We start from the raw sequence: 25,062 nt of genomic DNA, 5'->3' as shown, positions 1-25,062 counted from the left end.
ATTCACGAGTTTGCCGCCTTCCTGCAACTCGAAATCCATAGAGTATAAATCCATATGAAATACACATTGAAAACCGGCCCGAAGGAAGTGAGCCGGTAATTTCAGTCGCTAGTATAGCGTAAGGTACTGTAATGCCGCCAGAGGGTCCGATTTCGACACTCCCGGAGGCCAGATACGCGTCGCGGCATCAGGCGTGGCAAGGGGCTGTCAAAACGCCTGTCTGCTCACAAAATCATGCTTCAGGCGGCAGACATACGCCAATTCCGCCAATGCCGCAGTAGCCGTACGGATTCTTGTGCAGATACTGCTGGTGGTCATCCTCGGCGTAGTAGAACGGGGTGGCGTGGCTAATCTCGGTAGTGATGTGGCGATTGTCATTTGCTGCGGCCATCGCCGCCTGAAAGCGTTCAAGACTGGCGTGGGCGGCGGCGTCCTGTTCCGGCGTTAACGGATAGAGAGCGGAACGGTACTGTGTCCCCTGATCGTTGCCCTGACGCATACCCTGCGCCGGGTCGTGATTCTCCCAGAACACCTGTAACAACTGCTCATAGCGGATAACCTGGGGATCGTAGACCACACGAACGGCTTCGGCGTGACCGGTTTGCCCGGAGCAGACTTCCCGGTAGGTGGGATTTGGCGTATAGCCGCCGGTATACCCCGCCGCCGTGCTATATACCCCCGGCAATTGCCAGAATAAACGCTCAACGCCCCAAAAGCAGCCCATAGCAAAAAGGGCAATTTCCATCCCTTCGGGCACATTTGTCATGGAGTGTTCGTTTACCGCATGCAGAGTGGCTACCGGCATCGGGGTATTGCGTCCGGGCAATGCATCTGATTGAGTAACCAGATGCTTTTTATCAAATATGCTCATGGTGCGGTCCTCCCAAAAACTGTCATTTGGTTTAAGGTTGTAACAAGACGCTTCTTTGCACACAATAACTACTGTGAATGTGTCTAAAGTAAACATAAGAAATATTTGGGTTGTCGTCTGTTTTTCAACCTCGATTGTTGAATTTTTGTTAAGCCATTGGATGGTGTAGTGTTCTTTTTCCAGGGTCAGGAAAAAAAGGATATTCAGGAGAAAATGTGCCACATATCCGTCAGTTATGCTGGGTCGGTTTGCTATGCTTGAGTGGCTCTGCCGCCGCCGCGAATGTCCGTCTACAGGTTGAAGGTTTGTCGGGAGCGCTGGAAAAAAACGTCCGTGCTCAATTGTCGACGATTCAGGGTGACGAAGTCACGCCCGACCGGCGCTTTCGCGCGCGCGTTGATGATGCTATCCGCGAAGGGTTAAAAGCGCTGGGCTATTACGAGCCGACCATTGAATTTGATTTACGTCCACCTCCGGCGAAAGGGCGTCAGGTATTGATTGCCAAAGTCACGCCGGGTCAGCCGGTGTTGATTGGCGGCACTGAAGTCATTTTACGCGGTGGCGCGCGGACTGATAAAGATTATCTGTCCTTGCTGAAAACGCGGCCGGCACTGGGAACCGTGCTGGATCACAGTGACTATGACAACTTCAAAAAGTCGTTAACCAGCGTTGCGCTGCGTAAAGGGTATTTCGACAGCGAATTTAAAAAGAGCCAGTTGGGCATTGCGCTGGATCGCCATCAGGCGTTCTGGGACATCGACTATGATAGCGGTGAACGTTACCGCTTCGGGCATGTCACGTTTGAAGGTTCGCAGATTCGTGACGAATACCTGCAACATCTGGTGCCGTTCAAAGAGGGCGATGAGTACCAGTCGAAAGATCTGGCGGAGCTGAACCGCCGCCTCTCAGCCACCGGATGGTTTAACTCCGTGGTTGTCGCCCCTGAGTTCGATAAGGCCCGCAAAACGAAAGTCCTGCCGCTGAAAGGCGTTGTGTCACCGCGCGTAGAAAACACCATCGAAACCGGTGTGGGCTATTCGACCGACGTTGGACCGCGCGTGAAAGCCACGTGGAAAAAACCGTGGATGAACTCTTACGGCCACAGCCTGACGACCAGTACCAGTATTTCGGCGCCGGAACAGGTGCTTGATTTCAGTTATAAAATGCCACTGCTGAAGAACCCGCTGGAGCAATATTATCTGGTTCAGGGCGGCTTTAAGCGCACGGATCTCAACGATACCGAATCAGACTCCACCACGCTCGCCGTCTCCCGCTATTGGGATCTTTCCAGCGGCTGGCAGCGTGCCATCAATCTGCGCTGGAGTCTTGACCACTTTACCCAAGGGGAAGTCACTGACACCACCATGCTGCTTTATCCTGGGGTGATGATAAGCCGGACGCGCTCACGCGGCGGTCTGATGCCGACGTGGGGGGATTCGCAGCGCTATTCTATTGATTATTCCAATACGGCCTGGGGTTCCGATGTCGATTTCTCGGTCTTTCAGGCGCAAAACGTCTGGATACGCACCCTGTACGATCGCCATCGTTTTGTAACGCGTGGCAATTTCGGTTGGATCGAAACCGGCGACTTTGACAAAGTGCCACCGGATCTGCGTTTCTTCGCCGGGGGCGACCGCAGTATTCGCGGCTATAAATACAAATCTATCTCGCCAGAATACAGCAACGGCGATCTGAAAGGGGCCTCGAAGCTGGTGACCGGCTCGCTGGAGTACCAGTACAACGTGACCGGGAAATGGTGGGGCGCGGTGTTCGTTGATAGCGGCGAAGCGGTCAGTGATATTCGTAAAAGCGACTTCAAAACGGGCGCTGGCGTGGGCGTACGCTGGCAATCTCCTGTCGGGCCAATCAAGCTCGATATCGCTGCTCCCGTCGGCGATAAAGAAGAAAATGGTATGCAGTTTTACATCGGTCTGGGGCCAGAATTATGAGTCTATGGAAGAAAATAAGCCTCGGCGTACTGATTTTTATTCTGCTGCTGTTGGGAACAGTGGCGTTTCTGGTGGGGACCACAACGGGGCTGCACCTGATCTTCAATGCGGCGAATCGTTGGGTGCCGGGGCTGGAGATCGGTCAGGTCACGGGAGGCTGGCGTGATTTGTCGCTGAAGAACCTGCGCTATGATCAACCCGGCGTGGCGGTCAATGCGGGCGAGGTGCATCTGGCCCTCAAACTCGACTGTCTGTGGAACAGCAGCCTGTGCGTTAACGATCTGTCGCTGAAAGACATTCGCGTTGCCATCGACAGTAAAAAAATGCCGCCGTCTGAAGCGGCGGTGGAAGAAGAGGACAGCGGCCCGCTGAACCTTTCCACGCCTTATCCGATCACGCTTTCACGCGTGGCGCTCAATAACATCAACCTCAAAATTGATGACACGACGGTCTCGGTGCTGGATTTCACCTCCGGCCTGAACTGGCAGGAGAAAACCCTGACCCTGAAGCCGACATCGCTTCAGGGACTGCTCATCGCCTTGCCAAAGGTGGTGGAGGTCGCGAAGGAAGAGGTGGTTGAGCCGAAGATCCAGAACCCGCAACCCAATGAAAAACCGCTGGGCGAGACGCTGAAAGATCTCTTCTCCAGGCCGGTGCTGCCGGAAATGACCGATGTGCATTTGCCGCTCAATCTTAACATCGAAGAATTTCGCGGCGAGCAGTTGCGTATTACCGGTGATACCGATCTGACGGTACACACTCTGCTGCTGAAGGTGAGCAGTATCGATGGCAATATGAAGCTGGATGCGCTGGATATCGACTCCAGCAAGGGGAGCGTCAATGCCACCGGCAGCGCGCAACTGAGCGACACCTGGCCGGTAGATTTCACCCTTAACAGCACGCTGAATATCGACCCGCTCAAAGGCGAAAAGGTGAAGCTGAAAGTGGGCGGCGCGCTGCGCGAGCAACTGGAGCTTGGCGTTAATCTTTCAGGTCCGGTCGATATGGTTCTGCGCGGCCAGACGCGTCTGGGGGAAGCGGGATTACCGCTGAATCTGGAGATCGTTAGCCAGCAACTCTCCTGGCCATTTACCGGCGACAAGCAGTTTCAGGCAGACGATCTTAAACTCAAGCTCACCGGCAAGATGACCGACTATACGCTGTCGATGCGTACGGCGGTGAAGGGGCAGGATATTCCTCCGGCCACCATTACTCTGGATGCGAAAGGCAACGAGCAGCAGGTAACTCTCGATAAACTTACCGTTGCGGCGCTGGAAGGCAAAACCGAACTGAAGGCGCTGCTCGACTGGCAGAAGGCGATCAGCTGGCGCGGTGAACTGATGCTGGATGGCATCAATACGGCAAAAGAGATCCCCGACTGGCCTTCGAAGATCAATGGGTTGATTAAAACCCGGGGGAGCCTGTACGGCGGAACCTGGCAGATGGAAGTGCCAGAGCTCAAACTGACCGGCAACGTGAAGCAGAACAAACTTAACGTGAATGGTTCACTGAAGGGGAACAGCTACCTGCAGTGGATCATTCCGGGGCTGCATCTGGAACTGGGGCCAAACAGTGCGGATGTGAAAGGCGAGCTGGGGGTAAAAGATCTCAATCTTGACGCCGCCATCGACGCGCCTGGGCTCGACAATGCGCTGCCGGGGCTGGGCGGGACGGCAAAAGGGCTAGTGAAAATACGCGGTACGGTTGACGCGCCGCAACTGCTGGCGGATATCACAGCACGCGGTCTGCGCTGGCAGGAGCTTTCGGTGGCGCAGGTTCGTGTGGAAGGCGACGTCAAATCCACCGACCAGATTGCCGGAAATCTCAATGTTCGCGTTGAGCGAATTGTGCAGCCTGACGTCAATATCAATCTTGTGACGCTGAATGCCAAAGGCAGTGAAAAGCAACATGAACTGCAACTGCGGATTCAGGGTGAGCCGGTTTCCGGGCAGCTTGATCTGGCGGGAAGCTTCGACCGTAAGGAAGAACGCTGGAAAGGCGCCCTCAGCAATACACGCTTTCAGACGCCGGTTGGCCCGTGGTCTCTGAACCGCGCCATCGCGCTGGATTACCGCAATCAGGAACAGAAGATCAGTATTGGGCCGCACTGCTGGACGAACCCGAATGCCGAACTGTGCGTACCGCAAACCATTGATGCGGGCGCAGAAGGGCGGGCGGTGGTCAACCTTAACCGTTTTGACCTCGCGATGCTGAAACCGTTTATGCCGGATGCCACGCAGGCCAGCGGCGTATTTAGCGGCAAGGCCGACGTGGCCTGGGACACCACCAAAGAAGGGCTACCTCAGGGACAGATTACGCTCAACGGTCGTAATGTGAAGGTGACGCAAACCGTCAACGACGCGCCGCTGCCGGTGGCGTTTGAAACGCTGAACCTGACTGCCGATCTCCACAACAATCGCGCGGAACTGGGCTGGCTGATTCGCCTGACCAACAACGGTCAGTTAGACGGGCAACTGCAGGTGACTGACCCACAAGGCCGACGCAATCTTGGCGGTAACGTCAATATCCGTAATTTCAACCTGGCGATGGTGAACCCCATTTTCTCGCGGGGTGAGAAAGCGGCGGGAATGTTGAATGCCAACCTGCGGTTAGGCGGCGATGTGCAAAGCCCGCAGATGTTTGGTCGATTGCAGCTCAGTGGTCTGGATGTCGATGGCAACTTTATGCCGTTTGATATGCAGCCGAGCCAGCTTTCGATGAACTTCAACGGCACACGTTCCACGCTCGCCGGGGTGGTGAGTACCCATCAGGGGCAAATTAACCTGAGCGGCGATGCGGACTGGAGCCAGATCGACAACTGGCGTGCGCGTGTCGCGGCGAAAGGCAGTCGGGTGCGGATCACCGTACCGCCGATGGTGCGCCTCGATGTCTCGCCGGATGTGGTGTTTGAGGCGACGCCGAGTCTGTTCACCCTCGATGGTCGGGTGGATGTGCCGTGGGCGCGTATTGTCGTGCATGATCTACCGGAAAGTGCGGTGGGCGTCTCCAGCGATGAGGTGATGCTTAACAATAACCTGCAGCCCGAGAAGCCGCAGAGCACCGCAATTCCGATCAACAGCAACCTGACTATTCATGTCGGTAATAACGTTCGTATGAGTGCGTTTGGGCTGAAAGCGCGTCTGACCGGCGATCTGAAAGTCGCGCAGGACAAGCAAGGTCTGGGGCTGAACGGGCAGATCAACATTCCGGAAGGCCGCTTCCATGCCTATGGTCAGGATCTCATTGTGCGTAAAGGCGAGCTGTTGTTCTCGGGTCCTCCGGATCAGCCGCTGCTCAACATCGAAGCCATCCGTAATCCGGAGGCCACCGAAAACGATGTGATCGCCGGTGTGCGTGTTACCGGAACGGCCGATGAACCGAAGGCGGAGATCTTCTCTGACCCGGCGATGTCCCAACAGCAAGCGCTCTCTTATCTGTTGCGCGGCCAGGGGCTGGACAGCGATCAAAGCGACAGTGCGGCGATGACATCGATGCTTATTGGTCTGGGGGTTGCACAAAGTGGTCAGGTTGTGGGTAAAATCGGGGAGACGTTTGGCGTAAGCAATCTGGCGCTGGACACGCAGGGGGTAGGCGACTCATCCCAGGTGGTGGTCAGCGGGTATGTACTGCCAGGTCTACAGGTGAAATATGGTGTGGGTATATTTGACTCTTTAGCGACACTCACGCTACGTTATCGTCTGATGCCCAAGCTATATCTGGAAGCGGTGTCTGGCGTAGATCAGGCACTGGATTTGCTCTATCAGTTCGAGTTTTAGCAATGCGAATATTTGTCTACGGCAGTTTACGACGCAAACAGGGCAACAGCCACTGGATGACCAACGCCCAGTTGCTGGGCAACTACAGTATCGATAACTACCAGTTGTACAGTCTGGGCCACTATCCAGGCGCAGTTCCGGGAAACGGGACGGTACACGGTGAAGTTTATCGTATTGATAATGCTACGCTGGCCGAGCTTGATGCCTTGCGCACCAGGGGCGGTGAATACGCACGCCAGTTGATCCAGACGCCGTACGGGAGTGCATGGATGTATGTGTACCAACGTTCGGTTGACGGTTTAACGTTGATTGAAAGCGGCAACTGGTTAGATAAAGACCAGTACTAAGATGAACACGCCACCTTCGGGTGGCGTTGTTTTTTTCGCGTACTGCTTCTGCAAGCATAAAAAAACACCGCCGAAGCAGTGTTTTTTAATTCGCGGTAAGAATTACTTCTTCGCAGCGCGCTCGAAGGAGGCCACGATTTCAGCTTTCGCTGCTTCTGCGTTGTCCCAACCGTCAACTTTAACCCACTTGCCTTTTTCGAGGTCTTTGTAGTGCTCGAAGAAGTGAGTGATTTGGGCTTTCAGCAGTTCCGGCAGATCGTTCACATCTTTGATGTGATCGTATTCTTTGCTCAGCTTGGTGTGCGGTACCGCAACCAGTTTCGCATCTTCACCGGCTTCGTCGGTCATTTTCAGAACGCCAACTGGACGGCAACGAATGACAGAACCCGGCTGCAGCGGGTACGGCGTCGGGACCAGAACGTCTACCGGATCACCGTCCAGGGACAGGGTGTGGTTGATGTAGCCGTAGTTGCACGGATAGAACATCGCGGTAGACATGAAACGGTCAACGAACAGTGCGCCGCTCTCTTTGTCAATTTCGTATTTGATCGGATCGGCATTTGCCGGGATCTCGATAACAACGTAGATATCTTCAGGCAGGTCTTTACCCGCTGGGACGTTGAGTAAGCTCATGTCTGTTTCCTTTAAAATGTATGGCAAACAAGTGGCAAGTATTATAGCCAACTCGTGGCGAAAGTCTTCGCTTGTTTTCGTATCCATCCATGATCCCCCGCTGTTTTTAGCACGTTCGCATGACAGAAAAATCCATAACAACAGCTGCATTTTTCATAAGCAAATGGAAGCGATTACAAACTTGTGATTAACGTTTTATTTACTTTTTTGAAGTGTGATGTAACGCAATTCGTTACATGTTCCATTGTCTATAGTTTTTCCGCGACTGTTTGTTAATCAACGATAACTCACCCGACGAGGACGCACTTATGTGGAAGCGCTTACTTTTAGTCACAGCAGTTTCGGCAGCTATGTCGTCTATGGCGATGGCAGCCCCTTTAACCGTAGGATTTTCGCAGGTCGGCTCAGAGTCTGGCTGGCGCGCCGCTGAAACAAACGTGGCGAAAAGTGAAGCTCAGAAACGCGGCGTTACGTTAAAAATCGCCGACGGTCAGCAAAAACAGGAAAACCAAATTAAAGCGGTGCGCTCATTTGTGGCCCAGGGCGTGGATGCTATTTTCATCGCGCCGGTGGTGGCAACGGGTTGGGAACCGGTGTTGAAAGAAGTCAAAGATGCCGGGATCCCCGTGTTCTTGCTCGATCGTTCCATTGATGTCAAAGACAAATCTCTCTATATGACCACCGTGACCGCCAACAACGTGCTGGAAGGGCAACTGATTGGCGACTGGCTGATTAAAGAGGTGAATGGTAAGCCATGTAACGTGGTGGAGCTGCAGGGGACGGTCGGTGCCAGCGTGGCGATAGATCGTAAGAAAGGGTTTGCGGAAGCCATCGCCAAAGCGCCAAACATCAAAATCATTCGCTCGCAGTCTGGCGACTTTACCCGCAGTAAAGGTAAAGAGGTGATGGAAAGCTTTATCAAGGCGGAAAACAACGGCAAGAACATCTGCATGGTCTACGCCCATAACGATGACATGGTGATTGGCGCGATTCAGGCGATTAAAGAAGCCGGTCTGAAGCCAGGCAAAGATATCCTTACTGGCTCAATCGACGGGGTTCCGGATATCTTTAAAGCGATGATGGACGGAGAAGCGAACGCCAGCGTGGAGCTGACGCCGAACATGGCGGGGCCCGCTTTTGACGCGCTGGAGAAATATAAGAAAGACGGCACCATGCCTGAGAAGCTGACCCTGACCAAATCGGTACTCTACCTGCCGGATACCGCCAAAGAAGAGTTAGAGAAGAAGAAAAAGATGGGTTACTGATTTAGCCCCAGGTCGCCCGTAGGCCGGATAAGGTGTTTACACCGCCATCCGGCATAACATTGCCTGATGGCGCTTCGCTTATCAGGCCTACGGGGCGCCACACGTTGTACCGGAGGAACCATGACTATCGAACAACATCAGGAAATCCTCCGTACAGAGGGATTAAGCAAATTTTTTCCCGGCGTCAAAGCGCTGGATAATGTCGATTTTAGTCTGCGTCGCGGCGAAATTATGGCGCTTTTGGGTGAAAACGGCGCGGGGAAATCGACGCTGATCAAGGCGTTGACCGGTGTGTACCATGCAGAACGCGGCACTATCTGGCTGGAAGGTCAGACTATCTCGCCTAAAAATACGGCCCATGCCCAACAGCTCGGGATTGGTACGGTCTATCAGGAAGTGAATCTGTTGCCGAACATGTCGGTGGCGGACAATCTGTTTATCGGACGTGAGCCTCGCCGTTTTGGCCTGTTGCGGCGCAAAGAGATGGAAAGGCGCGCCACCGAGCTGATGGCTTCTTACGGATTTTCTCTCGATGTTCGCGAGCCGCTCAACCGCTTTTCAGTGGCGATGCAGCAAATCGTGGCGATTTGTCGGGCCATCGATCTTTCCGCGAAGGTGCTGATCCTCGACGAACCGACAGCCAGTCTGGATACCCAGGAAGTCGACATGTTGTTTGGGCTGATGCGCCATCTGCGCGATCGCGGCGTCAGCCTGATTTTTGTGACGCATTTTCTCGATCAGGTGTATCAGGTCAGCGATCGGATCACCGTACTGCGCAATGGCAGCTTTGTCGGCTGCCGTGAAACGCGCGAACTCCCGCAGATCGAACTGGTGAAAATGATGCTGGGGCGTGAGTTAGATACCCATGCCTTGCAGCGTGCAGGAAGAACCCTGTTGAGTGACAAACCGGTGGCGGCATTCAAAAACTATGGCAAAAAAGGGACCATCTCACCCTTTGATCTGGAAGTTCGCCCGGGAGAGATCGTCGGACTGGCGGGGCTTTTAGGCTCAGGGCGTACGGAAACCGCAGAAGTGATCTTCGGGATCAAACCCGCAGACAGCGGCAGCGCGATGTTTAAAGGTAAACAACAAACGCTACGCTCCCCGCACCAGGCATCGTGTCTGGGGATCGGCTTCTGCCCGGAAGACAGAAAAACGGATGGCATTATTGCCGCCGCCAGCGTACGGGAAAATATTATTCTGGCGTTACAGGCGCAGCGTGGCTGGTTACGACCGATTCCCCGCAAAGAGCAAAATGACATTGCCGAACGCTTTATTCGCCAGTTGGGTATTCGCACCCCGAGTGCCGATCAACCGATTGAATTTCTTTCCGGCGGCAATCAGCAAAAAGTGCTGTTGTCACGCTGGCTACTGACCAAACCGCAGTTCCTGATCCTCGATGAACCCACGCGCGGTATTGACGTTGGCGCCCATGCGGAGATCATCCGCCTGATCGAAACGCTGTGCGCAGACGGTCTGGCGTTGTTGGTGATTTCGTCCGAACTGGAAGAGCTGGTGGGGTATGCGGATCGCGTGATTATCATGCGCGATCGCAAACACGTGGCGGAGATCCCGCTGGCAGAACTGTCCGTACCGGCGATCATGAACGCCATTGCGGCCTAAGGAGGTAATCGTGATGCCTCAATCTCTCCCTCAGTCTACCCCGCCGAAAAAGCGCTTTCGCTGGTCGACGGGGATGCCGCAACTGGTGGCGTTAGCGTTGGTGCTGCTGGTGGATAGCGTTGTGGCACCGCACTTCTGGCAGGTGATATTGCAGGATGGTCGGCTCTTCGGTAGCCCGATTGATATTCTCAACCGCGCCGCGCCTGTGGCGCTGTTGGCGATCGGTATGACGCTGGTGATTGCCACCGGGGGGATCGATCTTTCTGTCGGGGCAGTGATGGCGATAGCTGGGGCGACCACTGCCGCCATGACGGTCGCCGGGCACAGTTTACCCGTCGTTCTGCTTGCCGCGCTGGGAACGGGGGTTCTCGCAGGGTTGTGGAACGGCATTCTGGTGGCGATCCTTAAAATCCAGCCGTTTGTCGCGACGCTAATCCTGATGGTCGCCGGGCGCGGGGTCGCGCAATTGATTACCTCCGGACAGATCGTGACCTTCAACGCGCCGAATCTCTCGTGGTTTGGCAGCGGCTCGCTGTTGCTGTTGCCGACGCCGGTTATTATCGCCGTGTGTACGCTGGTGTTGTTCTGGCTGTTGACCCGCAAAACGGCGCTGGGGATGTTTATTGAAGCCGTAGGGATCAACATCCGGGCAGCCAAAAATGCCGGGGTAAACACGCGAATTATCGTCATGCTCACCTATGTTCTGAGCGGCGTGTGCGCCGCCATCGCCGGGATCATTGTCACCGCAGACATTCGCGGAGCAGACGCCAATAACGCCGGATTATGGCTGGAGCTGGACGCCATTCTGGCGGTGGTGATTGGCGGCGGGTCGCTGATGGGAGGGCGGTTTAATCTGCTGCTTTCGGTAATAGGCGCGTTGATTATCCAGGGGATGAATACCGGGATTTTACTGTCTGGCTTTCCGCCGGAGATGAATCAGGTCGTTAAAGCCGTCGTCGTACTGTGTGTGCTGATTGTGCAGTCTCAGCGCTTTATCAGCGTGATAAAAGGAGTGCGTGGTCATGATAAAACGTAATTTGCCGTTAATGATCACCCTCGGGGTCTTTGTGCTGGGTTATCTCTGGTGCCTGACGCAGTTTCCCGGTTTCGCCTCCACGCGAGTTATCTGCAACATCCTGACCGATAACGCGTTCTTAGGGATTATCGCCGTTGGGATGACCTTTGTGATCCTCTCCGGCGGGATCGATCTCTCCGTCGGGTCGGTGATCGCCTTCACCGGTGTGTTTCTGGCGAAAGCCATCGGTGACTGGGGAATTTCGCCGCTGTTGGCGTTTCCGCTGGTGCTGACGATGGGCTGTGGGTTTGGGGCATTCATGGGACTGCTGATTGATGCGCTGAAGATCCCGGCGTTTATCATTACCCTCGCGGGGATGTTCTTCCTGCGCGGCGTCAGCTATCTGGTTTCCGAAGAGTCGATTCCGATCAACCATCCCGTGTATGACACGCTCTCGAGTCTGGCGTGGAAAATCCCCGGCGGCGGTCGTCTGAGCGCGATGGGGCTGCTGATGCTGGCGGTGGTGGTGGTAGGGATCTTTCTGGCTCATCGTACGCGGTTTGGTAATCAGGTTTACGCCATTGGCGGGAGTGCGATTTCGGCGAACCTGATGGGCATTTCAACGCGCAGCACGACCATTCGCATCTATATGCTCTCGACCGGGCTGGCGACGCTCGCCGGTATTGTGTTCTCTCTCTATACCCAGGCCGGTTACGCGCTGGCGGGTGTTGGCGTCGAGCTGGATGCCATCGCTTCGGTGGTGATAGGCGGCACGCTGTTGAGTGGCGGAGTGGGTACGGTGTTAGGCACACTCTTTGGTGTGGCAATCCAGGGGCTGATTCAGACCTACATTAACTTTGACGGGACGCTCAGTTCCTGGTGGACGAAAATCGCCATCGGCATTTTGTTGTTTATCTTTATTGCGTTACAACGAGCGCTGACGGTGTTGTGGGAGAATAGGCAGAATGCGGTGGTGACGCGTGTGGCGACAAAACCATAACGTGTCGGGCGGCGCTAACGCTTAACCGACCTACCGTTCGACATCAGAGACAGGCCCGATAAGCGAAGCGCCATCGGGCCTTTTCAACGACAGGGATTACGCGTCCGGGTACTCACGGATAAAGCGTTCGACGTCTTCCACCATATGGTTGTTACCCACGAAGAACGAACGACGCTGGTGCAGGCTTTCCGGGGTGATATCCAGAATGCGCTCTTTGCCGTCACTGGCTTTGCCGCCGGCTTGTTCAGCCAGGAACGCCATCGGGTTGCATTCGTACAGCAGGCGCAGTTTCCCGTCCGGGTGGCTAGCGGTGCTTGGGTAGAGGTAGATCCCGCCTTTGAGCAGGTTACGATGGAAATCCGCCACCAGAGAACCAATGTAGCGCGAGGTGTACGGGCGCTGTGTTGGCTTGTCTTCTTCCTGGCAGAACTTGATGTATTTCTTCACGCCCATCGGGAAACGAATGTAGTTGCCTTCGTTAATGGAATAGGTGCTTCCTTTTGCCGGAAAACGCATACGCTCCTGGCTGAGGCAGAAAACGCCGAGAGAGGGATCGTAGGTAAAGGCATGTACGCCGCAACCGGTGGTATAGACCAGCATGGTTGAGGAACCGTAAACGACGTAACCCGCAGCCACCTGCTTGTTGCCGGGTTGCAGGAAATCTTCTTCGGTCACCGGTGTGCCAACAGGCGTAACACGGCGGTAAATGGAGAAAATTGTGCCGACAGAGACGTTCACATCGATGTTGGAAGAGCCATCCAGGGGATCCATCAGGACAACATACTTCGCGTGTTCACACCCTTCAAAGACGACAATCTCATCTTCTTCTTCAGAGGCGATACCGGCAACAATATCACGCGCCTTCAGTGCAGCTTTCAGTTTTTCGTTCGCAAACAGGTCGAGTTTTTGTTGAACTTCGCCCTGTACGTTCTCAGCACCGCTGGCACCCAGGATATCGACCAGTCCGGCCTTGTTGATATCGCGGTGGATGATCTTGGCGCCCAGTTTTATCGCCGACAGCAAAGCAGTGAGTTCACCCGTAGCATGAGAAAACTCGTGCTGCTTTTCGACAATAAATTCACCTAACGTTTTCATAACACTTTCCCTGCAATCAATGTGGAGTAAAGCGACCGAGGCAATCTTAACAAATATTCGCGGTGCTGCGCTCAGGTGAATCGCGCCAGCAAACTACGGAATCGCCTGAAATACATTTCTCAGTCGCATAACATGTGCGTAAAATGGCCCCCAGATTAAAAAAGGACAGTGACGTATGCGCATTCATATTTTGGGAATTTGTGGCACTTTCATGGGCGGTCTGGCGATGCTGGCGCGCTCGCTCGGTCATGAAGTAACGGGTTCGGACGCCAATGTGTATCCGCCGATGAGCACTTTACTTGAGAATCAGGGCATCTCTCTGATTCAGGGATATGATGCCAGCCAGCTCGACCCACAGCCGGATCTGGTCATTATCGGCAATGCGATGACCCGTGGTAATCCATGCGTTGAGGCGGTGCTGGAAAAAAACATTCCCTTCATGTCTGGCCCACAGTGGCTGCATGACTTTGTTCTGCGCGATCGCTGGGTGCTGGCAGTTGCGGGGACGCACGGCAAAACCACCACGGCGGGGATGGCGACCTGGATTCTGGAAGTCTGCGGTTACAAACCGGGGTTTGTGATTGGCGGTGTGCCGGGCAACTTTGACGTCTCCGCTCGCCTCGGCGAGAGCGAATTCTTCGTCATCGAGGCTGACGAGTACGACTGCGCGTTCTTCGACAAGCGCTCCAAGTTCGTTCACTACTGCCCGCGTACGCTGATCCTTAATAACCTTGAGTTTGATCACGCGGATATCTTTGACGACCTGAAAGCGATCCAGAAACAGTTTCACCATCTGGTCCGTATCGTCCCGGGACAAGGGAAGATCATCTGGCCTGAAAACGACATCAACCTGAAGCAGACGATGGCGATGGGATGCTGGAGTGAACAGGAACTGGTCGGCGAGCAGGGCCACTGGCAGGCGAAAAAACTGAACACCGAAGCCTCTGAGTGGGAAGTATGGCTAGACGGTGAGAAAGTGGGTGAAGTGAAGTGGGCGCTGGTTGGCGAACACAACATGCATAACGGGCTGATGGCGATTGCCGCCGCACGTCACGTGGGTGTGCTGCCGGCTGACGCGGCTAACGCGCTGGGATCGTTTGTGAATGCGCGCCGCCGTCTGGAACTGCGCGGACAGGCCAATGGCGTGACGGTATATGATGATTTTGCGCATCATCCAACGGCCATTCTCGCGACTCTTGCTGCTCTGCGCGGTAAAGTGGGCGGCACTGCGCGGATCATCGCCGTACTGGAACCTCGCTCGAACACCATGAAGATGGGGGTCTGCAAAGACGATCTGGCACCGGCGTTAGGACGTGCGGATGAAGTGTTCTTGCTGCAACCGCAACATATTCCGTGGCAGGTCGCGGAAGTCGCAGAAGCGTGTGTACAGCCTGCGCACTGGCATGCCGATGTGGAGACATTAGCGGATATGGTGGTGAAAACCGCCCAGCCAGGCGACCATATTCTGGTGATGAGCAACGGTGGATTCGGTGGGATCCATCAAAAACTGTTAGACAAACTCGCGGCGAAAGCGCAGCAGTGATCGACCGAATGTAATGCCATGATGGCCAGCGTAACCCTGCTGGCCTTTTTTATTCCTTCGCCCTGGCTGCGAAGGCTTTTTTTACTCGTTTTACGATGAATAACGGATCCCGGAACACTCTTCATGATGCCTGACTCCCTGAATCCCGATGTGATTTACCATAACGGTAAAATTTATACGGCAGATAAGTCCGATCAATTTTGTGAAGCTATCGCCATCAAACAAGGCTATATCACCGCTGTCGGCAGCAGTCATGAACTGCTGGCGCTGGCGGGGGCACAAACGGAAGTGATCGACCTTGAAAAAAGGGTCGTGCTGCCAGGACTTATCGATAGTCATATGCATCCATTCTGGGGGGGTAAGCAGCTTCGCGGCTGTAACCTGAATTATGCGGCGTTGACTGTAGAAGAGACGCTGGCGCTTCTCCAGCAGCACCTTGATGAGGATCCGCTGAAGGAAGAGGACGACTGGCTATCTGTGCGTGCGTGGCAGCGTCAGGCGATGATCCCGGCGGGTGCCGACATGTGTCGTCAATCGCTGGATACGCTGAACACGCGCCGCCCGGTGGTGCTATTTTCCAATGACTGCCATACGCTGGCAGCCAACAGTCGTGCGCTGGAGATGCTGGGCATCACCGAAGAGACCCCGGTTCCGGCAGATGGCAAAATCGGTCGGGATGAAGAGGGGCGTTTAAACGGTATTCTGGAAGACGCGCCAGCCATGCGCGCTTTCGACAGCATTCCAACCGGTACGCCGGAACAGTGCGTTCTGATTGCCCGTCACGTTCAACGGGTACTGAATCAGCAGGGCGTGACCACGGTCATGGATACCCGGGTCTACGAAGAGCAACTGAAGGCGTTCGCCGTGCTGCGTGATAGCGGCGAGTTAACCCTTCGTATGTGCGGTGCGCGTGAAATTACGCCGGACAGCGTTGCCGGTCCGCAGGATGCCGCCCGCGCGCTGGATGAACTGGTCGACTTTAATCAACGCTGGAATGATCCGGTGTGGCAGCCTGCGCCTGGCTTTGGCGTCAGCCATGTGAAGTTCTTTGTTGATGGTGTGCTCCAGCCCCCGACCATGACCGCATCGCTGCTTCAGCCCTACCGTAAAAACAGAGGGACGCACGCACACCCTGACTGGCAGCCGACAGAAGACTATGGCGATCTCTACTTCACCCCCGAGGTATTTAATGCGCTGGTTAAAGAGTGCGGACGTACCGGCGTTCACCCGCATATGCATACGGTGGCGGAAGGGGCGATAGAGATGGCGCTTGATGCGTTGCAGGAGATGCGTCAGGCCTGGCCGCAAAAAGACGTCCGTCCGGGTCTTGCGCACAATGAACTTGCGGCGGCGCATCAGTATGCCCGTTTTGCTGAACTGGATGTCACGGCGGTACTCTCTTATCAGTGGGCGGGATTACCGGCGGTGTTGATTGATGAAGAGCGCGCCATGCTGGGTGAAGAGCGATTCCCGCATCTTGAACCGCAAGGGCGATTCCTTGATGCTGGTGCGCGTCTGGCGTATGGCAGTGACTGGCCAATCGACCGCCTTGATGAGTGGTATAACCTGCAAATTGCCATGACGCGCCGGGCGTGGGATGCCGAAGGTAACCCTGCGGGGCCACGTCTTGATAATGACCGCAATTTAACACTGACCGAAGTGTTGCGCTCCGCCACGATCGATGCGGCCTACATGATTGCCCGTGACGGTGAGGTCGGCTCTCTCGAACCGGGCAAGCTGGCCGATCTGATCGTCCTGAAAGACGATATCTTCAGCAATCCTCCCGAAACCTTATTTAAAACGCGCGTACTGCGTACGGTTGTCGGTGGCAAAGTGGTTTGGCAGGACGCCTGATAGTGTGAAATAAACAGCCTGTTTCTGTTACGGAAACAGGCTTATCTATTTATAGAATTGTATTTAAACAGAATAAATACCGTCGAATCCATTTTGTTTTCGGCGTTCTACAGCTTTACATATGAAATAAATTAATAAAATTAATGTAAATAATTTTATATGAATAGAACGCTTATTATGCTTTTCAAAATCCTACCCATATGTAAAAATTCGCGGTCTTTTTTTTATTATAAATAAACCTTTCAACGGTGCCTTTTAACAGCGCCAGGAGATGATACGGGAATGCCACAAAAACATCAGCTACGAAGAGTGCTTAAAACACCGGCCCTGGTCGCATTTGGTCTGGCGTATATGGTTCCGCTGGGAGTATTTACCACCTACGGGCAGGTGACTGTCCTCAGTGAAGGGCATTTGCCCGTCGCCTATCTCGTGACCATTGCGACGATTCTGTTTACTGCGTTGAGTTACTGTCGTATGACCAGCGCGCTGCCGCTGGCAGGTTCTGCTTATTCCTATGTTCAGCGCAGTTTTGGCGGCAGAATGGGATTCTTAGTGGGATGGGCGCAGATTCTGGATTATTTATTCCTGCCAATTCTGAATTATCTTGTTTTAGGCATCTTCCTGCACGAAGCATTCCCGGCGATCCCGGCTCCTGTCTTTGTTCTGGCATCTATTATATCGGTCAGTCTGCTGAATATTCTTGGCGTACGACTGATGACATCCGTTAATTTCACATTAATCGCGGCACAGTTAATTTTTATCGTACTGTTTATCGCGCTTTCTTTTAGCCAGGCTGATTTGAGTCCGGATGCGCTGTTGCGTCCTCTGTTAGTCGACAGCGGGCATCTGGGCGGATTACTGGCCGGTGCGGCGGTGCTTTGCCTGGCATTTTTGGGGTTTGACGCTATCGCAACAATGGCGGAAGAGGCCGATGATGCGAAACGGACGTTACCTCGCGCCATTATCATTACCGTCCTCCTGGCGGGCGTCATCTTTATTGCCGTGTCGTATGCCGCGCATTTGATCTACCCGGACTGGCAATCGCTGATCCCGGTTCAGGATACCGCAAGCCTGGTGGTGTCGGAAAAAGTGGGTGGCAAATGGATGTACAACTTCTTTATGGCGGCCTACCTGACCGGCGTTTATGCCTCTGCCATGACGGCGCAGACCGGCGTATCGCGTATCTTCTATGCCATGGGACGTGAAGGCGTTTTGCCGAGAAAAATCTTTTTCCATCTGCATAAGCGTTTCCATACGCCGTATCGGGCGATTATTTTTGTGGCGCTGGTATCCCTGACGGCGCTGGAGTTGAGCCTGGATCTTGTCGTCTCGATGATCAGTTTCGGGGCGCTCGTCGCGTTTACATTTGTGAATCTCAGCGTCATCAAGCACTTCCTGATCAATGAACAACGCCGTGGCGTCGCCGCGCTGTTTCACTATGGTCTGTTGCCGTTACTGGGCGTAGGGATGTCTGTGTGGCTGTGGACGAACCTGGCGCCGGATGCGTTAAAAGTGGGCCTTGTGTGGCTGGCGGTTGGGTTTGCCTGGCTGCTGTACATGACGCGTGGTTTGCGCCAGTCGCCGCCGTCAGTCGATTATGATGAAATCGCTCACCTGATTGAGTAATTCTCTCTCCCGCGCACGCCGGTGCGCGGGTTGTCATTCACTTTTTTATCACCTGATATGCTGACCTGTAAAAAAGTAACATCAACAGAATCGACGCTCTTTCAGCGTCTGGACGCGCTGTACTCTACGGCTTTCCCCTGGCACGAACAGCGGGAGATGCACGCCAAACAACAGGCGATTGCCAGCCCGCATTACGCCCTGGAAGGGTGGTTTGAAGAAGAGTTGTTTGTTGGTCTGAGCGGATGCTGGACCTTTGACGACTACGTTTACGTTGAACATCTGGCGATTGACGGAACATTGCGCTCGCAGGGGTATGGCAAAGTCATACTCGGGCACATTCTTGCGCGCTCGCCAATGACGATTCTGGAGATTGATCCCCTGACGACGGACATCGCCGAAAAACGGCTGCGGTTTTACGAATCGATGGGATTTTTTGCGAATCCATGGCCGCACACGCATCCGGCGTATCATCCAGGCGTGGCCGGACATGCGTTAATTGTGCTGAGTTATCCGAAGCCGATAGATGCAGTGCACTATGAACGCTTCAATGCGGATTTATGTCACCGCGTCATGGCACCATAAGTAATAATGCCCCAGCGTTGCTGAGGCATCCAGGACGGAATTACGCTTCGTTTTCCGCCAGTTCACGCAGATACTGGAAGATCAAACGGGCCGACTTCGGCGGCTTGTTGCCTTCTTTCTCTTTTTGGGCATTGCGAACCAGAGAGCGAAGTTGCTGACGGTCGGCGTTTGGCCACAGGTTCAGCACTTCCGCTACTGCCTCATCCCCTTCAACGATCAGACGATCGCGCAGTTGCTCAAGCTTGTGAAACAGCACGACCTGTTGGTTGTGGCGATTCTTCAGCTTATCCAGTGCCTGGCGGATCGGATCTACATCGCGCTGACGCAACATTTTACCAATCAACTGCAACTGACGGCGGCGGCCTTCCATTTTAATACGCTGGGCCAGTTCAATGGCTGCACGCAGGTCCGCATCGAGCGGGATTTTATCCAGCGCGTTTTTCCCTAATTCCACCAGTTCCACACCCAGGCGTTTTAACTCCTCGGCGTCACGTTTAATTTCACTTTTACTGACCCAGATAATTTCATCGTCTTCGTCTTCGATGTCATCACCGGGAACGTCGTCGAGCCAGTCTTCGGGCTGCTTAGTCATGTCAGGCTCCTTTAAAAAAAGAGGCTAATGTTACCAGTTAAGATGCGCACTGAAAAACGGTTCTCTGTTAGACTTCAGAGAAACTCTCTCTACATTATGGCATTTGCGATGAAAGTAATCTCTCAAGTTGAAGCGCAGCGTAAGATTCTGGAAGAAGCGGTATCGACAGCGCTGGAGTTAGCGTCAGGCAAATCGGATGGTGCGGAAGTCGCCGTCAGTAAGACTACCGGTATCAGCGTGAGCACCCGTTATGGTGAAGTGGAGAACGTAGAATTCAATAGTGATGGCGCTCTGGGCATCACCGTGTATCACCAGAACCGTAAAGGCAGCGCGTCATCCACCGATTTAAGCCCGCAGGCAATTGCGCGTACCGTTCAGGCGGCGCTGGATATTGCCCGCTATACGTCGCCGGATCCGTGTGCAGGCGTGGCAGACAAAGAACTGCTGGCCTTTGACGCGCCGGACCTCGATCTGTTCCATCCCGCTGACGTCTCCCCGGATGAAGCCATTGAGCTGGCGGCGCGCGCCGAACAGGCTTCCCTGCAGGCGGATAAACGCATCACCAATACCGAAGGCGGCAGCTTTAACAGCCACTACGGCATTAAAGTGTTCGGCAACAGCCACGGTATGTTGCAGGGCTATTGCTCCACCCGTCATTCGCTTTCAAGCTGTGTTATCGCGGAAGAGAATGGCGAAATGGAGCGCGATTATGCCTACACCATTGGCCGCGCGATGAGCGATCTGCAAACGCCGGAATGGGTCGGTGCAGACTGTGCTCGCCGCACCCTGTCTCGCCTGTCGCCGCGCAAACTGTCCACCATGAAAGCGCCAGTGATTTTTGCCAATGAAGTGGCGACCGGGCTGTTTGGCCATCTGGTTGGCGCCATTGCGGGTGGCTCGGTGTATCGCAAGTCCACTTTCCTGCTCGACTCGCTGGGCAAACAGATCCTGCCAGAGTGGTTGACCATCGAAGAGCATCCGCATCTGCTGAAAGGGCTGGCCTCTTCACCGTTCGACGGTGAAGGCGTGCGTACGGAGCGTCGCGATATCGTTAAAGATGGCGTACTGACCCAGTGGCTGCTGACCAACTATTCTGCGCGTAAATTAGGGCTGAAAAGCACCGGGCATGCGGGCGGCATTCACAACTGGCGTATTGCCGGACAGGGCCTGAGTTTTGAGCAGATGCTTAAACAGATGGGTACGGGTCTGGTGGTTACTGAGCTGATGGGGCAAGGCGTGAGCGGCATTACCGGCGACTATTCCCGCGGTGCGGCGGGCTTCTGGGTCGAAAACGGTGAAATCCAGTACCCGGTGAGCGAGATAACCATTGCCGGTAACTTAAAAGAGATGTGGCGCAATATTGTGACCGTCGGTGATGATATTGAAATGCGTAGCAATATACAGTGTGGTTCAGTGCTGTTACCGGAGATGAAAATCGCCGGGCAGTAGTCTCAAATGGCGCGACCTGCCGCGCCATAAACTTCAATAATAAAAAGGAAGTGAGCAATGCGTAAAAACCTGTTAGCGATGCTGGCTGTGTCATCTCTCGTGCTGAGCTCGGCCAATGTGTTTGCGGCCGATCTTGAAGATGACATGGGGATCCTCAACGATAATTTGAAAGTGGTCGAGAAAACGGATAACGCAACGGAATTGAAAGATGCGTTAACTAAAATGCGTGCCGCCGCAGTGGACGCCCAAAAGGCCACACCACCGAAACTGGAAAACAAATCCCCTGACAGCCCGGAAATGAAAGATTTCCGTCAAGGCTTAGAGACGCTGGTCGGTCAGATCGACGGTGCGCTTAAGCTGGCGAATGAAGGCAAAGTTACAGAGGCGAAAGCGGCGGCAGAAGCGTTGAAAACCACGCGCAACGAGAACCATAAGAAGTTTCGTTAATCGCTTTATCTCGGGCGGGGGAAATCTGTTCTCCCGCTGAACGATTATTCCGTTACCTTTTTTCTCAAAATAACGGTACGGATAGTCGCGATGGGTAAGAGAAAAAACCGCCGTTTACCACGATGTGGATAAACGGCTTTCAGGATTAACGCAGGTGATGCACAACCTGATTACTGCTACCGCGCCAGATCAGCGCCGGGTCTTTTAAATCCTGCACAAACTTACCGTCGACCAACACGTTGATAAGGTCTACAACCTCCCTTTGTGCGGCGTCGAGTTCATTGAGCTTATAGCCGGTCCACACCCAGATATCTTTGCCCGGGCACTCCGCGTGGATACGTTTCACCAGCTTGAGAATTTCCGGTACGTTTTGTGGATGCAACGGGTCACCGCCGGAGAGCGAAATGCCCTGGCGTTTGACGCGCGTGTCATTAAGGTCGGCGATAATCCGGTCGGCCATTTCTGCGGTGAACGGCATCCCTGAGTTCACGCGCCAGGTGCTTTTGTTGTAGCAACCGGGGCATTCATGGACGCAGCCTGAAACAAACAGGGTGCAGCGGGTTCCAGGGCCGTTGACGATATCTACAGGATAATATTGATGATAATGCATTTTCGCTTCTCAATTGACGCCATTACTGCGGTGGCTGCTCTCACTCACCCGGGTCACTTACTTAATGTAAGCTCCCCGGGATTCATTCGTTTGCCGCCTTGTCCTGGCGCCAATTGCTTTGCGAAAAACGTATTAATATGTGAAAGCGTTAAGCCGGGTCGTTGTAGGCCGGATAAGGTGCTTGCACCGCCATCCGGCATCTACGTATTGCAAACGGAGGATTAACCGATCTGCCCGTTACCCAAATGTTTAATGCGGCGCTTCACTTCTTCCTGCTTACCGGCGTTAAACGGACGTGCATCCGGGCTACCTAAATATCCGCATACGCGACGGGTAACCGAGACGCGGGCGGCATCGTGGTTGCCGCATTTCGGGCAGGTAAAACCTTTGCTGGTGCACTCAAACTCACCGGTAAAGCCGCACTCGTAGCATTCGTCGATTGGCGTGTTGGTTCCGTAATACGGCACGTGCTGATAGCTGTAATCCCAGACGTCTTCCAGCGCTTTCAGGTTGTGCTGAATGTTCGGGTATTCGCCATAGCAAATGAAACCACCGTTCGCCAGCGGCGGGTACGGCGCTTCAAAATCGATCTTGTCGTACGGGTTGACCTTTTTCTCGACGTCGAGGTGGAAACTGTTGGTGTAGTAGCCTTTGTCCGTCACGCCAGCAATCACGCCAAACTCGGCGGTATCCAGACGGCAGAAGCGGTCACACAGGTTTTCACTCGGTGTGCTGTACAGACTGAAGCCGTAACCTGTTTCTTCTTTCCACTGATCGACAGCCTGACGCAGGCGTTCCACAATGGCGATACCTTTGGCACGCAGTGCTTCGCTGTCGTACAGATGCTCGTTGCCAAACAGGGCATTGATGGTTTCATGGATACCGATATAGCCCAGTGAGATGGACGCCCGGCCATTTTTAAAGATTTCAGAAACGTCATCGTCCGCTTTCAGGCGCACACCGCAGGCACCTTCCATATAGAGGATTGGCGCAACACGTGCTTTAACCCCTTCAAGACGGGCGATGCGGGTCATCAGCGCTTTGCGCGCCAGCGCCAGACGGCTCTCCAGCAGTTTCCAGAAGGTCGCTTCATCACCGTGGGCTTCCAGCGCGATGCGCGGCAGGTTCAGGCTAATGACGCCCAGATTGTTACGACCATCGTGGATCTGCTCGCCGTTCTCGTTTTCCCAGACGCCGAGGAAACTGCGGCAACCCATCGGAGTTTTGAACGAGCCAGTGACCTTCACCACCTGATCGTAGTTCAGGATGTCCGGATACATGCGCTTGCTTGCGCACTCCAGCGCCAGCTGTTTGATGTCGTAGTTAGGATCGCCAAATTTGTGGTTCAGGCCATCGCGAATCGCGAACACCAGTTTCGGGAATACGGCGGTTTTACGGTTTTTACCCAGACCCGCGATACGATTACGCAGAATAGACTGCTGAATCAGACGAGATTCCCAGCTGGTGCCAAGGCCAAAACCAAAGGTCACGAACGGCGTCTGTCCATTGGCGGTGTGCAGCGTGTTCACCTCGTATTCCAGGGACTGGAATGCGTCATAGCACTCTTTCTCGGTACGGGAATGCGCATAGCCGTCAGCATCCGGGATTTGCCATTCTTCAGCGGTTTTACGGTGCTTATTGAAGCTGGCGGTAACAAACGGGGCCAGCACTTCATCAATACGGTTAATAGTGGTGCCACCGTAAATATGGCTGGCAACCTGGGCGATGATCTGCGCGGTGACCGCTGTGGCGGTGGAGATGGATTTTGGCGGTTCGATCTCCGCGTTACCCATCTTAAAGCCCTGTGTCAGCATGCCTTTCAGATCGATCAGCATACAGTTGAACATCGGGAAGAACGGGGAGTAGTCGAGATCGTGATAGTGAATATCACCACGCTCATGCGCCTGCACCACATCACGTGGCAGCAGATGCTGACGCGCATAGTGTTTAGCCACGATACCGGCCAGCAGATCGCGCTGGGTCGGGATCACTTTACTGTCTTTGTTGGCGTTTTCGTTGAGCAGTGCGGAGTTGGTTTGCTCGACCAGACCGCGGATTTCCTGGTTCAGACGACCACGCTTCTCGCGCTGAATATCGCGATCGTGGCGATACTCGATATAGGCGCGGGCGAGTTGTTTGTACGGACCCGACATCAGTTGGTTTTCAACTGCGGTCTGGATGTCGTTGATATCGACCTGACTGCGCTCATTCATTTGGTTGCTAACGACTTCTGCGACGGTGGCGCAGTAATCTGCGTCATCGACTCCCGCTGCTTTAGCTGCACGCAGAATGGCTTCTTTGATGCGCTCTGATTTAAACGGCACTTTACAGCCATCACGTTTCATCACATGCGGTGTCATGATCACTCCATATTTATAAGAACAGGTTATCCACAGAGGCTGGGGAAGCATTCCTTGGTTTATTCATCTCTCTATCCAAAGACTTCCCGCAATCCTGACCCATTTTATCCACAACAGCTGCGCTATACGGTCAGTTGTGGTTGATGCAATTGTAGACGATAAATACAACATATTGGGTCAGCGTGCATTTTAAGTTCTATATGTAGTGATTTGCATCAAGGATGTTTACGGTTTTATTGACGTAGGACAAAGTAAAAATCAGAGCGTACAGATGACGGGCACTACAGCCTTTGTAAATTATTTCCAGAAAATTCTGATTAATTATTCAACAAAAACAGTAGGGTAAATCCAGGCAAACGCAGCGCTGCCCGGAAAGGCTCCCCCACAGCGTTAGCCGGATTATTCCCGTTACAGAGGGAGTGTCG

19 protein-coding genes are annotated in these 25,062 nt (G+C 54.0%); 13 read left to right on the top strand and 6 right to left on the bottom strand.

The features are described 5' to 3' along the window. Positions 1-232 precede the first annotated feature (232 nt). Positions 233-871, bottom strand: coding sequence for a peptide-methionine (S)-S-oxide reductase MsrA (gene msrA, locus AC07NP_RS17475; protein ID WP_494661220.1), 639 nt, complete (start codon positions 869-871; stop codon positions 233-235). 215 nt (positions 872-1,086) lie between these two features. Between msrA and tamA the strand changes: the two genes are divergently transcribed. From tamA to AC07NP_RS17460, 3 genes are read left to right on the top strand one after another with little or no spacing between them, the layout of a single operon-like run. Beyond that, positions 1,087-2,820, top strand: a complete 1,734-nt coding sequence (tamA, locus tag AC07NP_RS17470; RefSeq protein WP_494661219.1) for an autotransporter assembly complex protein TamA — start codon at positions 1,087-1,089, stop codon at positions 2,818-2,820. After that, positions 2,817-6,596: an autotransporter assembly complex protein TamB gene (gene tamB, locus AC07NP_RS17465; protein WP_494661218.1), complete on the top strand. Its 3,780-nt coding sequence runs from the start codon at positions 2,817-2,819 to the stop codon at positions 6,594-6,596. Before tamA ends, tamB begins: the two co-directional genes overlap by 4 nt. A 2-nt stretch (positions 6,597-6,598) precedes the next feature. Next, complete coding sequence (locus tag AC07NP_RS17460; protein WP_203359149.1) at positions 6,599-6,943, top strand: gamma-glutamylcyclotransferase family protein; 345 nt, start codon at positions 6,599-6,601, stop codon at positions 6,941-6,943. A gap of 102 nt (positions 6,944-7,045) precedes the next feature. On the opposite strand, the gene ppa is transcribed toward AC07NP_RS17460, so the two are convergent. Next, positions 7,046-7,576, bottom strand: coding sequence for an inorganic diphosphatase (ppa, locus tag AC07NP_RS17455; RefSeq protein WP_203359148.1), 531 nt, complete (start codon positions 7,574-7,576; stop codon positions 7,046-7,048). Positions 7,577-7,884: 308 nt separating this feature from the next. Between ppa and ytfQ the strand changes: the two genes are divergently transcribed. The 4 genes from ytfQ to yjfF all read left to right on the top strand — a co-directional run bounded on the left by ytfQ (position 7,885) and on the right by yjfF (position 12,479). Then, positions 7,885-8,841 (top strand): galactofuranose ABC transporter substrate-binding protein YtfQ, encoded by a 957-nt coding sequence (ytfQ, locus tag AC07NP_RS17450; RefSeq protein WP_276293022.1) that lies wholly within the window; start codon positions 7,885-7,887, stop codon positions 8,839-8,841. Positions 8,842-8,961: 120 nt separating this feature from the next. Continuing rightward, on the top strand, positions 8,962-10,464 hold the full coding sequence (gene ytfR, locus AC07NP_RS17445; RefSeq protein ID WP_494661217.1) for a galactofuranose ABC transporter, ATP-binding protein YtfR: 1,503 nt from the start codon (positions 8,962-8,964) through the stop codon (positions 10,462-10,464). A 13-nt stretch (positions 10,465-10,477) separates the two neighbouring features. Then, on the top strand, positions 10,478-11,500 hold the full coding sequence (gene ytfT, locus AC07NP_RS17440) for a galactofuranose ABC transporter, ATP-binding protein YtfT (RefSeq protein ID WP_301702021.1): 1,023 nt from the start codon (positions 10,478-10,480) through the stop codon (positions 11,498-11,500). Further along, complete coding sequence (gene yjfF, locus AC07NP_RS17435) at positions 11,487-12,479, top strand: galactofuranose ABC transporter, permease protein YjfF (protein ID WP_494661216.1); 993 nt, start codon at positions 11,487-11,489, stop codon at positions 12,477-12,479. The genes ytfT and yjfF overlap by 14 nt, the downstream gene beginning before the upstream one ends. Positions 12,480-12,575: 96 nt before the next feature. On the opposite strand, the gene fbp is transcribed toward yjfF, so the two are convergent. Continuing rightward, on the bottom strand, positions 12,576-13,574 hold the full coding sequence (gene fbp / locus AC07NP_RS17430; protein WP_192610863.1) for a class 1 fructose-bisphosphatase: 999 nt from the start codon (positions 13,572-13,574) through the stop codon (positions 12,576-12,578). A gap of 175 nt (positions 13,575-13,749) precedes the next feature. Between fbp and mpl the strand changes: the two genes are divergently transcribed. From mpl to AC07NP_RS17410, 4 genes are all read left to right on the top strand, one after another. Continuing rightward, positions 13,750-15,117, top strand: coding sequence for a UDP-N-acetylmuramate:L-alanyl-gamma-D-glutamyl-meso-diaminopimelate ligase (gene mpl / locus AC07NP_RS17425; RefSeq protein WP_494661215.1), 1,368 nt, complete (start codon positions 13,750-13,752; stop codon positions 15,115-15,117). A gap of 123 nt (positions 15,118-15,240) precedes the next feature. Further along, positions 15,241-16,971: an amidohydrolase gene (locus tag AC07NP_RS17420; RefSeq protein WP_494661214.1), complete on the top strand. Its 1,731-nt coding sequence runs from the start codon at positions 15,241-15,243 to the stop codon at positions 16,969-16,971. 282 nt (positions 16,972-17,253) lie between these two features. Next, entirely contained in the window at positions 17,254-18,597 is a 1,344-nt protein-coding gene (locus tag AC07NP_RS17415; protein ID WP_203359142.1) for an APC family permease, read from the top strand. A gap of 57 nt (positions 18,598-18,654) precedes the next feature. Next, complete coding sequence (locus tag AC07NP_RS17410) at positions 18,655-19,179, top strand: GNAT family N-acetyltransferase (RefSeq protein WP_494661247.1); 525 nt, start codon at positions 18,655-18,657, stop codon at positions 19,177-19,179. A gap of 40 nt (positions 19,180-19,219) precedes the next feature. Here the strand turns inward: AC07NP_RS17410 and yjgA are convergent, their stop codons facing one another. Then, positions 19,220-19,771, bottom strand: a complete 552-nt coding sequence (gene yjgA / locus AC07NP_RS17405; RefSeq protein WP_203359141.1) for a ribosome biogenesis factor YjgA — start codon at positions 19,769-19,771, stop codon at positions 19,220-19,222. A 96-nt stretch (positions 19,772-19,867) separates the two neighbouring features. Here yjgA and pmbA point away from each other — a divergent pair, with 96 nt between their 5' ends. Next, positions 19,868-21,220, top strand: coding sequence for a metalloprotease PmbA (gene pmbA, locus AC07NP_RS17400; RefSeq protein WP_203359140.1), 1,353 nt, complete (start codon positions 19,868-19,870; stop codon positions 21,218-21,220). Positions 21,221-21,277: 57 nt separating this feature from the next. After that, positions 21,278-21,667: a cytochrome b562 gene (gene cybC / locus AC07NP_RS17395; protein ID WP_203359139.1), complete on the top strand. Its 390-nt coding sequence runs from the start codon at positions 21,278-21,280 to the stop codon at positions 21,665-21,667. 145 nt (positions 21,668-21,812) lie between these two features. Here the strand turns inward: cybC and nrdG are convergent, their stop codons facing one another. After that, entirely contained in the window at positions 21,813-22,277 is a 465-nt protein-coding gene (gene nrdG / locus AC07NP_RS17390) for an anaerobic ribonucleoside-triphosphate reductase-activating protein (RefSeq protein ID WP_494661213.1), read from the bottom strand. 221 nt (positions 22,278-22,498) lie between these two features. Then, positions 22,499-24,637 (bottom strand): anaerobic ribonucleoside-triphosphate reductase, encoded by a 2,139-nt coding sequence (gene nrdD, locus AC07NP_RS17385; RefSeq protein WP_203359137.1) that lies wholly within the window; start codon positions 24,635-24,637, stop codon positions 22,499-22,501. Between the last annotated feature and the right edge of the window lie 425 nt (positions 24,638-25,062).

Source organism: Citrobacter sp. GW821-FHT07H02 (assembly GCF_059418505.1).
The sequence above is the reverse complement of the archived record's forward strand: the minus strand, read 5'-3'. Positions and strand labels throughout refer to the sequence as shown.